This is a genomic window from Cellulomonas humilata (assembly GCF_013359775.1).
Classification (GTDB): Bacteria; Actinomycetota; Actinomycetes; order Actinomycetales; family Cellulomonadaceae; genus Cellulomonas; species Cellulomonas humilata.
The window spans coordinates 270,687-284,031 of record NZ_JABMCI010000060.1; the positions used below are offsets into that span (position 1 = coordinate 270,687).

At 73.3% G+C, this 13,345-nt stretch carries 10 protein-coding genes and 1 tRNA gene; 6 read left to right on the forward strand and 5 right to left on the reverse strand.

Annotated features, from left to right (window positions below; all coding sequences use genetic code 11):
- Positions 1 to 32: 32 nt before the first annotated feature.
- Positions 33 to 500 carry a hemerythrin domain-containing protein gene (locus tag HP550_RS08845; protein WP_175347311.1) on the reverse strand — a complete coding sequence of 156 codons (468 nt, stop codon included), beginning with the start codon at positions 498 to 500 and terminating at the stop codon, positions 33 to 35.
- Between the two features lie 134 nt (positions 501 to 634).
- On the opposite strand from HP550_RS08845, the gene HP550_RS08850 reads away from it, so the two are divergent.
- The 5 genes from HP550_RS08850 (at position 635) to HP550_RS08870 (ending at position 5,238) form a co-directional block, all read left to right on the forward strand.
- A complete protein-coding gene (locus HP550_RS08850) occupies positions 635 to 1,642 on the forward strand; it encodes a Gfo/Idh/MocA family protein (protein ID WP_175347312.1) in 1,008 nt (335 codons plus the stop codon).
- Between the two features lie 28 nt (positions 1,643 to 1,670).
- Positions 1,671 to 2,297, forward strand: a complete 627-nt coding sequence (gene tmk, locus HP550_RS08855; RefSeq protein WP_175347313.1) for a dTMP kinase — start codon at positions 1,671 to 1,673, stop codon at positions 2,295 to 2,297.
- Positions 2,294 to 3,433: a DNA polymerase III subunit delta' gene (locus HP550_RS08860; RefSeq protein ID WP_175347314.1), complete on the forward strand. Its 1,140-nt coding sequence runs from the start codon at positions 2,294 to 2,296 to the stop codon at positions 3,431 to 3,433. Before tmk ends, HP550_RS08860 begins: the two co-directional genes overlap by 4 nt.
- 89 nt (positions 3,434 to 3,522) lie before the next feature.
- Positions 3,523 to 5,085 carry an alpha/beta hydrolase gene (locus tag HP550_RS08865; RefSeq protein ID WP_246280682.1) on the forward strand — a complete coding sequence of 521 codons (1,563 nt, stop codon included), beginning with the start codon at positions 3,523 to 3,525 and terminating at the stop codon, positions 5,083 to 5,085.
- Between the two features lie 80 nt (positions 5,086 to 5,165).
- Positions 5,166 to 5,238: transfer RNA gene (locus HP550_RS08870), tRNA-Thr, on the forward strand.
- 132 nt (positions 5,239 to 5,370) lie between these two features.
- Here the strand turns inward: HP550_RS08870 and HP550_RS08875 are convergent.
- Positions 5,371 to 6,144 (reverse strand): hypothetical protein, encoded by a 774-nt coding sequence (locus tag HP550_RS08875; protein ID WP_175347315.1) that lies wholly within the window; start codon positions 6,142 to 6,144, stop codon positions 5,371 to 5,373.
- 163 nt (positions 6,145 to 6,307) lie between these two features.
- On the opposite strand from HP550_RS08875, the gene HP550_RS08880 reads away from it, so the two are divergent.
- Positions 6,308 to 11,281, forward strand: a complete 4,974-nt coding sequence (locus tag HP550_RS08880; RefSeq protein ID WP_175347316.1) for an nSTAND1 domain-containing NTPase — start codon at positions 6,308 to 6,310, stop codon at positions 11,279 to 11,281.
- A 54-nt stretch (positions 11,282 to 11,335) separates the two neighbouring features.
- Here HP550_RS08880 and HP550_RS08885 read toward each other — a convergent pair whose 3' ends face one another.
- The 3 genes from HP550_RS08885 to HP550_RS08895 form a co-directional block, all read right to left on the reverse strand.
- Positions 11,336 to 11,746 carry a hypothetical protein gene (locus HP550_RS08885; RefSeq protein WP_246280683.1) on the reverse strand — a complete coding sequence of 137 codons (411 nt, stop codon included), beginning with the start codon at positions 11,744 to 11,746 and terminating at the stop codon, positions 11,336 to 11,338.
- A gap of 141 nt (positions 11,747 to 11,887) precedes the next feature.
- Positions 11,888 to 12,496: a DUF305 domain-containing protein gene (locus HP550_RS08890; protein WP_210767816.1), complete on the reverse strand. Its 609-nt coding sequence runs from the start codon at positions 12,494 to 12,496 to the stop codon at positions 11,888 to 11,890.
- A gap of 134 nt (positions 12,497 to 12,630) precedes the next feature.
- Positions 12,631 to 13,345, reverse strand: a 715-nt coding sequence (locus HP550_RS08895; RefSeq protein ID WP_175347317.1) for an HAD-IC family P-type ATPase, incomplete at its 5' end; no start/stop codon positions are given.

The window sequence follows — 13,345 nt, forward strand, 5'->3', positions numbered from 1 at the left end:
CACACCCGTTGCTGTGCGCGACGGGCTCGTGGCTAGACGTCGCGGCCGAACAGCTGCGCGGCGCTGAGCGTCGGGTCGGCGAGGCCGTCCAGCGCCGCGACGATCGCACGCTCCTCCCAGCGGAAGTGCGACTCGAGGATGGCGGCGAGCCCGTCGATCTCGCCGCGCGCCCGTGCCGGGTCGCCGTCCGCCGTCCGCAGCGCGTCGTCGATCCGCTGCAGGATCCCCGCGACCATGAGGTGGTCCCTCTCGAGACCCTCGAGCGTGTCCCGTAGCTCGGGGTACTGCGCGGCCAGCGCCGGGAACGCGGTGCGGTCCTCGCCGGTGTGGTGTCGGCCGACCGCGCTGCAGAACGCCATGCAGTGGGCGCCCAGCTCTCGCGTCAGCTCGGAGGTCTCGTCGAGCCCGTCGAGGAGCCGGTCGAGCTCGTCCCGCAGCCGGTCGTGCACCTCGACGAGCTGCTGCCCCCACGCGACGAGACGAGCAGGGACGTCTGACACGCCCCCAGCCAACTACGCCGAGGGCGACGCCCGCAACGCGAGACGGGCACGCGCACGCCGACTCGAACCAGGTGGACTGCGCCGCCCGGAAGCTCGGCAGGGCGGGCACCGAACACCGCGCTAGGTTGTGGCCCATGGCTGACCGCGCACAGGACCCTCGTACCGCTCCGCCGATCCGCTGGGGGATCCTCGGCGCCGGCAACATCGCCGCGACGTTCGCGGCGGCCGTGAACGCGCACACCCGCGCGCAGCTGGTCGCGGTCGGCTCGCGCAACAAGGACCGCGCGGAGCGGTTCGCCACCGCGCACCACATCCCGACGACGCACGTGGGCTACCGCGAGCTGGTCGAGGACACGCAGGTGGACGCCGTCTACATCGCGACCCCGCACTCCGAGCACAAGGAGCAGGCGCTCCTGGCCATCAAGGCCGGCAAGCACGTGCTCGTCGAGAAGGCGTTCACGCGCAACGCCGGGGAGGCCGAGGAGGTCTTCGCCGCCGCGCGCGCCGCCGGGGTGTTCGTCATGGAGGCGATGTGGACGCGGTTCCTGCCCCACGTCTACGCGCTGCACCAGGTGATCGACGCCGGGGAGATCGGCGAGGTCATCAACCTGACGGCCGACCACGGCCAGGCGTTCACGTTCGACCCGAAGAGTCGGCTGTTCGACCCCGCGCTGGCCGGCGGTGCCCTGCTGGACCTGGGCGTCTACCCGGTCTCGTTCGCGCACGACTTCCTCGGGGTGCCCGACGCCGTGCAGGCGGTCGGCCAGCTGACCACGACGGGCGTCGACGGCCAGATCTCGATGGTCCTGTCCTACGGCGACCGGGCGCAGGCCACCCTGTCGACGACGATGTGGGCCAAGACGCCGACGATGGCGCTCATCTCGGGGACCGAGGGCAACATCGTCGTCAAGGGCAGCTTCTACGCGCCGACCTCGTTCCACGTGCGGCGCCTCGACGGCCGGGTCTGGGACTTCGACCAGCCGGGCACCAAGGGCCTGCAGTACGAGGCTGCGGAGGTGGCCCGTCGGGTGGCCGAGGGTGCCACGCAGAGCCCGCGGATGACGTGGGACAACACCCTCGAGGTGCTGCGGACCATGGACACGGTTCGCTCGCTGATCGGCGTCACCTACCCGGGCGAGTGATGTCTGCCCCGGCGGCTACCCTGGCGCAGTGACACCTCCCGCCGGCCTCTTCCTCTCCTTCGAGGGCGGTGACGGCGCGGGGAAGTCGACGCAGGCGCGCCTCCTGGGCGAGTGGCTGACCGGCCTGGGCCACGAGGTCGTGCTCACGCGGGAGCCCGGCGGCACCGAGCTGGGCGTCCTGCTGCGGGACGCGGTCCTGCACGGCGACCACGTCGACGCCCGCACCGAGGCGCTCCTGTACGCCACCGACCGCGCGCACCACGTGGCCTCGCTGGTCCGTCCGGCCCTGGCCCGCGGCGCGGTCGTCGTCACCGACCGGTACCTCGACTCGTCGGTGGCCTACCAGGGCAGCGGCCGGGACCTGGGGGCCGACGAGGTCGAGCGACTCTCCCTGTGGGCCGTCGACGGGTTGCTCCCGGCGCTCACCGTGCTGCTGGACCTCGACCCGGTGGCCGGCAAGGCGCGGCTGACGGGGGACCCGGACCGCCTCGAGCGCGCCGGCGACGAGTTCCACCGCCGCACGCGGGAGGCGTTCCTCGGCCGGGCCACGGCAGAACCCGGCCGTTGGCTCGTGCTGGACGCGACGAGGCCGGTCGACGAGCTGGCCGACGCGATCCGCGAGCGCGTGGCGCCGCTGCTCGGGGTCGTGCCGTGACCAGCGTCTGGGACGACGTCGTCGGCCAGGAGCCCGCGGTGGAGGTGCTGCGGCACGCCGTCGAGGACCCGGCGGCCATGACGCACGCGTGGCTGCTGACCGGGCCCCCCGGCTCGGGACGGTCCAACGCGGCGCGCGCGTTCGCGGCGGCATTGCAGTGCGCGACCGGCGGCTGCGGCGTCTGCCACGACTGCACCACCACCCTGCGCGGGCTGCACCCGGACGTCACGGTCGTCGCCACCGAGGGTGTGTTCATCCGCGCGGAGACGGCCCGTCCGCTGGTGGAGCTCGCCCAGCGGTCGCCGTCGCAGGGGCGGCACCGGGTCATCATCATCGAGGACGCGGACCGGCTCAACGACACCAGCGGCAACTCCCTCCTCAAGGCCATCGAGGAGCCCGCCGGCCGCACCGTCTGGGTGCTGTGCGCGCCGAGCCCGCAGGACGTGCTGGTCACCATCCGGTCCCGGAGCCGGTCCGTGGCGCTGCGGGTGCCGCCGGTCGATGCCGTCGCGGCCCTGCTGGTCTCCCGCGACGGGATCGACCCAGCCGTCGCCGCGGTGGCCGCCCGCGCGGCGCAGAGCCACGTGGGGATCGCCCGTCGGCTGGCCCGGGACCCCGAGGCCCGCGCGCGCCGGTCCGCGGTGCTGGGCATCGCGGCGAAGATCCGCGGGGTCGGCGACGCGGTCATGGCGGCCGGTGAGCTCGTCGAGACCGCGCAGGCCGACGCCAAGGCCGCCACCGAGCAGCGAGACGCCGAGGAGAAGGCGGAGCTGCTCCGATCCATGGGCGCCGAGGGCGCAGCCACCCTGCCGCCCTCCTTGCGCACGCAGGTGCGGCAGCTGGAGGAGGACCAGAAGCGGCGGGCCACCCGGGCGCAGCGCGACGTCCTGGACCGCGCGATGGTCGACCTGCTCTCGCTCTACCGGGACGTGCTCGTGGTGCAGCTGGGCGCCGGCGTCGAGCTGGTGAACGTCGAGCACGAGGAGTCCGTCCGCGCGCTGGCGGAGGCCAGCACACCCGAGCAGACGCTGCGCCGGATGGACGCCGTGGGCCAGGCGCGCACCCGTCTCGCCGGGAACGTGGCGCCGCTGCTGGCGGTCGAGGCCATGGCCGTGGCGCTGCGCCCGCAGGGGTGACGGGCGCCGGTTGTGCAGATCGGGTGACGGCTGTGTCCGCTGGGACCAACGAGGGCCGGGGGCTCAGGATCGGCAGCTACCGTGTTCGCATGCCGCTCTCCGTCCGCCTCGCCATGCCCGTCGGCGCCAGGCGTGACCCCCGGAACCGCCTCGCCGCCACGCTCCTCGTCGTCGTCCTCCTGCTCGCCGGGTGCGTGGCGCCCAAGAACCAGGCGTCCGCCCCCGCGGCCGGCGTGGGTACACCGTCCGCCGAGCCGACCGGCGACCTCGCCCGGTTCTACGGGCAGCAGCTCGAGTGGACGACGTGCGAGGAGGGGGAGTGCGCGACGGCGCAGGTTCCCATGGACTACGCGGACCCGGCAGGCCCGTCGATCACTCTGGCCGTCGCACGACTGCGCGCCAGCGGCGGCGAGCCGCTCGGGTCACTGCTGCTCAACCCCGGCGGGCCCGGGGCGTCCGCGGTCGACTTCCTGGCGCAGGCCGCGACCATGGTGAGCGAAGACGTCCGACTCCAGTACGACCTCGTCGCCTTCGACCCCCGGGGTGTCCAGCGGTCGACGCCCGTCCAGTGCGTCGACGGTCCGGGGCTGGACACGCTGATCGCCACCGACCCGGACTACTCGACCGACGCGGGGATCCAGTCGGTCATGGACACGTACGGCGAGCTCGGTGCCGCGTGCCTGGAGAACACCGGCGACGCCCTCGGGTACCTGGACACGGTCAGCACCGCGCGTGACCTCGACGTCCTGCGTGCGGCGCTCGGCGACCCGACCCTGTCCTACCTCGGCTTCTCCTACGGCACCGCCCTGGGCGCCACCTACGCGACATTGTTCCCCGAGCGGGTCGGCCGGCTCGTGCTCGACGGCGCTCTGCCGCCCACGCTGACGTCCGCCGAGGCGTCCGAGGGGCAGGCGGTGGGCTTCGAGAACGCGTTGCGCGCCTTCATCGCCGACTGCCAGGGAGGGTCCGGCTGCCCGCTCACCGGCTCCGTCGACTCCGGCCTCGCCCAGGTCCGCAGCTTCCTCGACCGTGCTCGGGACAACCCCCTGTCCACCGGTACCGACCGCGACCTGACCAGCAGCCTCGCGTTCTACGGGATCGCGCTGCCGCTGTACTCGCAGTCGTTCTGGCCCTACCTGTCGCAGGCGCTGACGGCCGCGATCAAGCAGGGCGACGGGTCGCTGCTGCTCCAGCTGGCCGACCAGTACTCGGACCGCGAGCCCGACGGCACCTACAGCGCCAACTCGATCGTCGCGTTCGGCGCCATCAACTGCCTCGACAGCCGCGAGCCCGCCGACATCCCCACCATGCGCGCCGAGGCCGCCCAGATCGAGGCGGCGGCGCCGACGGTCGGCTCGTTCTTCGCGTATGGCGCCACCCTGTGCGCCCAGTGGCCCGTGCCCCCGGCCGAGGGCCTCGACTCCTACACCGCCGAGGGTGCCGCACCGATCCTCGTCGTCGGCACCACCAACGACCCCGCGACGCCCTACCCGTGGGCGGAGCAGCTGGCGCAGTTGCTCTCCTCCGGTGTCCTGCTCACCTTCGAGGGCGAGGGCCACACCGCCTACGGCTCCTCCAACGAGTGCATCGCCGACGCCGTCGACGCCTACCTGCTCGCCGGTACCGTCCCGGCGGAGGGCACCCGCTGCTGACCCGTCCCGCTCACTTTGGAGCGGTGGGGGTCCGCCGGGTACAGTGAGCGGGCTCGCCGGGGACCACGGTCCGCGACGACGCCGCCTTAGCTCAGTCGGCAGAGCGTCTCACTCGTAATGAGAAGGTCAAGAGTTCGATTCTCTTAGGCGGCTCCGACACGAAGGCCCCGTGACCAGCGGCAACGCTGGCGCGGGGCCTTCGTCGTGGCGGCGCGCAACGACCGCGGGTGGGTACCCCGCACGGCATCGCACGCGAGGTGACAAGGACGCTGCACCGGCGGCTTCTCATGCGCCTTCGCGTCGGACGAACGTCGCCGTGGTGACGATCTCCTTGAGCTCGGCCACCTGCTCGGGGGTCGCGCTCGGTGGGTAGGACACGTCGAAGGTGATGCGCTGACCGTCGACGTCGACGATCCACAGCAGGTCCACCTGACCGGCGTCGCGCTGGAAGCGGCCGGGCCAGCTGTGGAAGGAGCCCTGGCGGCAGGTCGTGAAGTCGAGGTCGGCGGGTGTGGAGAGCTCCACGTACAGCCCGTCGTACCCGCCGATCGTGACGGGGGCCGGATCGGTGCCGTCGCGCATCGGCTGCGTGGCCAGTGCTCCGGCGAGGTCCGCTACCGACGGGCCGACGGGCTCGGGGTATCCCCCCACGTCGCACGGGTGGGTGTAGACGCTCTGGATGTCCCAGAGCCAGACCGCGCCGGCCGCGCCGTCGACGAGGTAGCCCGGGCTGACGCCGGCGCCTTCGATGTTCGAGTAGCCCGCCGGGATCGACATCACGGGTGCCTGAGGGGCGGAGGCCGGTGCGTCGATAGGGCTGATGACGTACGTGCCCGGGGGGACCGCCCCGAACTCCGGCAGGTCCTCGAGCAGGGGCACGGCGTCCGCCGTCACCGGAGCCGACTCGGCCCCGGGCTGGTCCGGTGGTTGAGCGGTGCAACCGACAGTCGTCAGCAGCAACGGCGTGCCCACGGCGAGCGCCGCTCGTCGGTACCTCCTCGACCGTCCCTGGGGGCGCTGCGTGCGTCGAGCGGCGTCGATACGGATCATGCGCGACATGAGGTCCTCCTGACATCGGTTGGGGGAGTGCACCTCCGACGCTGGCGCGGGGCGCCGACACATCCCTGACGGTCCGTCGACGGTCCGTCGACGGACCGTCAGAAGACAGCCGCGTCCGTCGCCCTTGCCGTTGCTCGCCACCCGGCGGGACTCTGGACACGAGATGAGTACCAGCGGTAACGCGATGTGGCCGCAGGCGTCGGCGGTCGGCGCCTCGACGACGTTCCGCGTGCTCGGCCCGCTCGAGGTCTGGGTGGGAGCCAGCCGCCTGGAGGTCGGCGGTCGGCAGGAACAGGCGCTGCTGGCCCTCCTGCTCACCGCTCCCGGCCGCGTCTTCTCGGTCGCCGCGATCGCCGCGGGGCTCTGGGGGGAGCGACCTCCGGGCGGGGCGGACAACACGGTCATGTCCTACGTCTCCCGGCTGCGCCGCAGCCTGCCCGATGGCGTCGCTGCCACCGTGGTCACGCGTCGACCCGGCTACCTCATCGCGATCGAGCCGGACCAGGTCGACGCCGAGCTCTTCCGGTCCCTGGTCGGCAGAGGTCACCGGGAGCTCGCCGCCGGGCGACCGGAGCTCGCTGCCGAGAGTCTGCGCGAGGCGCTGGGGTGGTGGCGTGGCGACGCGTACGCCGAGTTCGACGCACCGTTCGCGGTCGCGGAGCGCAGGGCGCTCGAGGAGCTGCGGCTGGCGGCGCTCGAGGACCGGGTGTCCGCCGAGCTCGACGTCGGCGAGGCCCCGGACCTGGTCGCCGAGCTCGAAGCCCAGGTGAGCGCGCACCCGCTCCGCGAGCGGCTGTGGGCTCAGCTGATGACGGCGCTGTACCGCTCCGGCCGGCAAGCCGATGCGCTCCGGTCCTATCAGCGCGCGCGATCCACCTTGGTCGACGAGCTCGGCGTCGAGCCCGGAGACGAGCTGCAGGACCTTCACGCGCTGGTGCTCGCGCACGACCCCCGGTTGCTCGGTCCAGGAACGACCAGGTCACGACGTGCCGAACCGCTCGGGCGCGGATTCGTCGGTCGCGCCCGCGAGCTGGAGCTGTTCGACGAGGCCTACGGCCGGGCCAAGGCCGGTTCCTCCACGCGGATCCTCCTCACCGGTCCCCACGGGATGGGCAAGACGCGACTCCTGGCGGAGGTCGCCCGGCGTGCTCGGGCGGCGGGCGTGACCGTCGTCGACGAACCGTCCCGGGCAGACCCCGCGGGTGCGCCGGTCCTCCTCGTGCTCGACAGCCTGGAGCGGTCGTCCGTCGCGGAGCTCATCGAGCTCTCGGAGGTGCTCGGCGCCGGGCCGCACCCGGCCCTGGTCGCGGGGGCCTGCGTCTGGGACGACCTCACCTCCGCGCAGGCCGACGCCCTCGGACGCCTCTTCCCCGACCGGCTCTCGCTGGGTCGGTTGAGCGCGTCGGAGGTCGCGGAGCTGGTCGCGCTCTACGTGCCCCGGCCTGAACTCGACGACGCACCCGAGGCGGCGGACATCGTCGCGTCCGGCGGGGTCCCGTTGCAGGTGCACGCCGCCGCGGGCAGGTACGCGGAGAGGCTCCTGGCCGAACGCATCGGGACGAGCGCGCAGGCCATCGCCGATCCACGACGGCAGGTCGCGCAGTCCCGTGCCGAGGTCGCCGACGGCGTCACCGAGCTCTCGCGGGTGCGCGCGCTCCGACAGGCGCACACGAGCCCGGAGACCCGGCGCCGCGTGTGCCCGTTCAAGGGCCTCGCGTACTACGACGTCGACGACGCGCCGTACTTCGCGGGACGGGAGCGGCTGATCGCCCGGCTCGTGGCGGGGCTCGTCGACGCGCCGCTGCTCGCGGTGGTGGGTGCGTCGGGCAGCGGGAAGTCGTCGGTCGTCCGGGCCGGGCTCGTCGCGGCGATCAGCGGGGGACTGCTCCCGGGGAGCGACCGGTGGCGCGTCGTGGTGACGACGCCGGCACGCAACGCGCCGGATCTGCCGCCCGCAGCCGAGCCTGGCGCCGAGCCACGGACGTTGCTCGTCGTCGACCAGCTCGAGGAGATGTTCACAGCGCTGCCGAGAGCGGATCAGGCCGGGTACGCCGAGTGGATCACCGCCGCGGCCGAGCGGGACGACGTCACGGTCGTCGTCGCGATCAGGTCCGACTACTTCGCTCGGGTGGTCGTCCACCGCAGGCTCGCGGACCTCCTCGCGGCGAACGCCGTGCTCGTCGGCGCCATGTCCGTCGACGAGCTCCGGGAGGCGGTCGAGGTCCCCGCGGCGGCCGCGGACCTGGCGCTCGAGCCGGGGCTCGCCGCGACCATCGCCGACGACGTCGTCGGCGAACCGGGCGGTCTCCCGCTCATGTCCACCGCGCTGCTCTCGCTGTGGGAGCACGGCGACGGACGGCGCCTGTCGCTCGCGGACTACCGCGAGACCGGGGGCGTGCGGACCGCGGTCGCGAGGCTCGCGGAGGGCGCGATCGCGCCGATGACTCCGAAGCAGCAGGACCATGCCCGGCGCATCCTCCTGCGGTTGGCGGACGTCGACGACTCCGGCGAGCCCGTCCGACGGCGGGTTGCCCTGTCGGAGCTCGCTGTCGACGACGACCCGGATGCGCGGGCCGCCCTGGAGGTCCTGGCGGCCCGGCGGCTGCTGACGGTGTCGGCCACGCACGCCGAGGTCGCTCACGAGGCGCTGCTGCGGGAGTGGCCGCGGTTGCGGGGTTGGCTCGACGACGACGAGGCGGGCCGCCGGATGCGCAGGCACCTCGTCCCCGCGGCGGCAGCCTGGCTCAGCTCCGCGCGCGATCCGGGCGAGCTGTACCGGGGTCAACGGCTGACGGCCGCCCTCGACTTCGTCGCCGACCACGGCGACGACCTGACCGATCTGGAGCGGGACTTCCTCCTGGCCAGCCGCGACGCCGCCGACACCGACGCAGCCGCACGCAGACGGTCGCACCGACGACTCCAGGGCCTGGCCGCAGGGCTGGCGGTCGTGCTGCTGCTCGCCCTCGGCGCGGGGTGGGTCGCCGTCGACCGGCGCAACGAGTCGGCCCGCCTCGCCGTCGAGGCAGACGTCCGTGCCCTGCGCGCGGCCGCGCTCGGTGAGGACCGCTGGGACCTAGCGCTGCTCTACGCGGCGCAGGCCTACCGGGTCGACCCTTCGGCGCAGTCGCGGGCGGCGCTGCTGCGCACCGTGCACCGCAGCCCGGAGGCGACGGCGATGTACACGACCGACGGGCGGCTGCTGGGGCTGGCCGTCAGCGCGGACGGGCAGACCCTGGCCGGCCTCGGCAGCGCCGGGACGGTGGACGTGTGGGACGTCACGACCGGAGCCCGACGCTCGACCATGTCGGGCCTCACGGAGCTCGGGGTGACCTCGCTGGACCTGAGCCCGGACGGGCGGTACCTCGCCGTCGTCGGCATTCCGGTGGATGCGGAGACGTACGACTTCCAGCAGCAGCTCATGGTCGTCGACCTGGATCAGACGCCGCCGACGGTGCAGACGTGGGGCGGTCCGGGGATCGCTGCTGCGCGCTTCACCGGCGACGGACGGACCGTGGTCACGGTCGGGATCGACGGGCTGATCCGCGCGGTGGACGTCCCGACCGGCCACATGGTGCAGGTCGGTGGCCCGGAGGTCACGGTCTCCGACCAGACCGCTCTGGACGCGCCCGCCGGACGCCGGTTCATGGTCGCCGCCGACGCGGACGCACCGGGTGTGGTGACTGCCTGGGAGGCCGCCAGTGGTCGGGTCGTCTGGTCGTCCGAGGTGGACGGTGGCGCGGTCGCCTCGATCAGCCCCGCAGGGACAGCTCTGGTCCTCGCGCACGAGACCGGATCGGTGGAGCACCTGGACCTCGTGACAGGTGCTCGCCGCACCGTGCCGTCCGATCCCGGCGTCGGGTTCGTGGACCTCGACTGGGCGCCCGACGGGTCCTCGTTCGCCGGTGCCACCACCGAGGGCACGGTCGTGCTGTGGGACTCGACGACTCTCGAGCCGCGCTCGATCTTCCGGGGGCACTCGGGCACCGTGAGCCAGGTCGTCCACTCCGCCGACGGAGCGAGCCTGTACGCCAGCGGGTTCGACGGAGCGGTCGTGGTCTGGGATCTGACCAGGACGCGCGGCGTCGTCATGGGGATGGGCACACCGGCGCCGGCGCAGCGCTTCGGCCCCTTCCGTGCCGCCAACCGGGTCCTGTCCACCGACGGGTCCCTGGCCGTGAGCTATCGGGACGAGGGCGCACTCGAGCTCCTCGACGTGGGTACGGCGACCACCACCGTGGTGCCGGTCAGGGTGAACGGTTCGCCCGCCCGCGTCGTCGTCGACCCGGCGGGCCGCCACGCCGCCGTGCTGACGGTGCAATGGCCGAGGAACCTCCGCGCCGAGATCCAGGTCGTCGACGTCGCGAGCCGGAGCGTGCTCCCGTACAGGATCCGGCTCATCGCCGACTTCCTCAGCCCCGCCCCGGCCTTCTCCGGCGACGGCCGGACGCTCGTCACCGCAGACGCAGAGTTCGTCGTCGTCTGGGACGTGCAGAGCGGCCGCACATCCGCCGAGCGCACGGGGTACATGGCTCGGGAGAGGATCGTGTCCGTGGCCACCGATGCGACCGCCAGCATCGTCGCCGTCGGGGTGATCGGTGGGGGAGTCGAGGTCGTCGACACGGCGACCGGCGAGCGCGTCACGGAGCTCGTCCCCCCGGGCGGGGACAACCTCGCGACCACACCCCTCGCCTTCTCGCCCGACGGGAAGTGGCTCGCCGGTGGCTCCGAGAGCGGGCGTGTCGTCGTGTGGGACACCGCGACGTGGGACGTGCAGCGGACGTGGCTCGCGGTGCTGGGGGGCGGGGTCGACTCGCTGACGTTCACACCCGACTCGCGCGCCGTCGTTGCCGGGGGCGCGGGGACCGCCTCGGTCGGGGACGTCGACCCCCGCGGCGCGACCGACATGACTCTGACCCTGAGCGCGCTGCCGTCCCGGTCGGACGTGGCCGCTGCGACACGTGACGAGGGTCGGTCGGTGGTCACCCTCACCGAGGACGAGGGCGTGCAGGTCTGGGCGATCTCCGCTGATGCGCTCCTCGAGCAAGCCTGTGCGCTCGCCGCACGCCCGCTGACTCGGGCGGAGTGGCGCACCGTTCTCCCGAACCTCCCGTACGAGCAGACCTGTCCGGGACGGTGAGGAGCCAGCCGCCTCGGAGAGCCTGAGCGCGGCCGACGTGCAGGAGTGACCCGCCTACCCATCCCTGTCGATGACGTGGGCCTGGAGGGGCCCTGGCAGAGGCTCGTGTCCCGGGCCGCCGCGTGCGAGCCAGGTGGTCAGGGACTCCGTGAGCTCGTCGCCGGCGACACGCTCGAGCCACACCGGCCGAGCCGATCGGCGCCGTGCGGACCGGGCCGGCCGGGCGACGACGACGTCGCCCCGCTCGCACTCGTCGAGGCACTCGGCCAGGGTCAGGCGCGCCGTGCCGTTGGCCTCGAGCTCTCGCAGGCGCGCGAGCTGGCCACCCTGTCGCCGGTCGGCGCCACCGAGCGTCTCGCCGACGCAGAGCGAGCACACCGTCAGGCCGGGTACCGCGGGCGGGCGAGCAGGGTCACGGCTGTCGAGCGCGGTCAGCGGGGGGCGCGCGGCGGGGCGGGCGGGCATGGGCGTCCTCCCGGACTGCTGCGAGGTGAGTCTCCGGGCGGTGGCAGGGCTCGGAGCGCGCTGAAGACGACTGCCGAGGATATCCCTGCTCCCGCGACGGTCGGGCATCGATGCGGTCTGCGGCCGGACGTGCGCTCGACCTCACAGGCCCGCGAGCAGGTTCTGCATCTCCGTGATCTCCGACGTCTGGGCGTCGATGATCGTGCCCGCCAGGGCCATCGCGTCGGGGTTCAGCCCCTCGGCCTTCTCCTGCTCGGACATCTCGATGGCGCCGCGGTGGTGCGCCACCATGCGCTCGAGGAAGGTCCGGTCGAACTCGGTGCCGTCGAGGCCGTCGAGCTCGTCCATCACCTCGGACTGGCTCATCCCGCCCATGTCCATCCCACCCATGTCCATGTCGTGCATGCCCATGTCGTGCGACGTCTCCTCGTCCCAGTCGTTCAGCCATCCGGTCATGAGGTCGATCTCTGGGCCCTGCGCGGCCTGGATGCGCTGTGCGAGGGCCTTGACCTCGGGGCTGGCGGCGCGCGCGATCGCGACGTCGGCCATCTCGACGGCGCCCTGGTGATGGATGATCATCAGCTGCGCGAACTGGGTGTCGGCGTCGTTGTGGGCGGCCGCAGAGCTCTCGACGCCTTGCTCGGAGGTCGGCGCCTGCCCCGCGTCGCTGCTGCTCGAGCACGCGGCCAGGGTGATCGCGAGGGCGATCGCGGCGGCTGAGGCGGTCAGGCGGCGCCGCATCGGGTTCATGAGTCTGGTTCTCCTTGAGCAGTCGTGAGGTGCATGGGCCGTGCTCACCTTGCGTCGCGACGCCCGCAGGGCAGGTCGTCGTCGCATCAAGGTTTGATGAAGGTCCGGGTCCGGGTCCGGGAGCGGTGCCGCGGTCACCGCCGTCCGTCTCCGCTGACTTCCTGCACGGGCGTGGGCGTGCGCTCGCGGGTGGGCTGGACCGCGGGGAGGGCCAGCCGCTTGAGCAGCAGGGCGTTGACGGCCACGATCACCGACGACCCGGACATCGTCAGGGCGGCGATCTCCGGGCTCAGCGACAGACCGAGCGACGGGTAGAGCACGCCTGCGGCGATCGGGAGCGCGAGGGCGTTGTAGCCGATCGCCCAGCCCAGGTTCTGCCGCATCTTGCGCAACGTGCCCCTGCCGATCCGCAGCGCGATCGCCACGTCGAGCGGGTCGGATCGCATCAGGACGACGTCCGCGGTCTCGATGGCGACGTCCGTGCCGGCGCCGATGGCGATCCCGAGGTCGGCCCTGGCCAGGGCGGGGGCGTCGTTGACGCCGTCGCCCACCATCGCGACATTCCGTCCAGCAGCCTGCAGCCGGGCGACCTGGTCGGACTTGTCTCCGGGCAGCACGTCCGCCACGACGGTGTCGATGCCGAGCTGCCCGGCGATGCGGCGGGCGGTCGCGTCGTTGTCCCCGGTCAGCATGACCACCTCGAGGCCGGCCTCGTGCAACGCGGCCACGGCTGCGGCCGCGGTCTCGCGGACGGCGTCGGCCAGGGCGATAACCCCGACCAGGCGGCCGTCGACCGCGACGAGCACGGCGGTCCTGCCCGACTGCGCGAGCGCGTCACGCGTGGCGGAC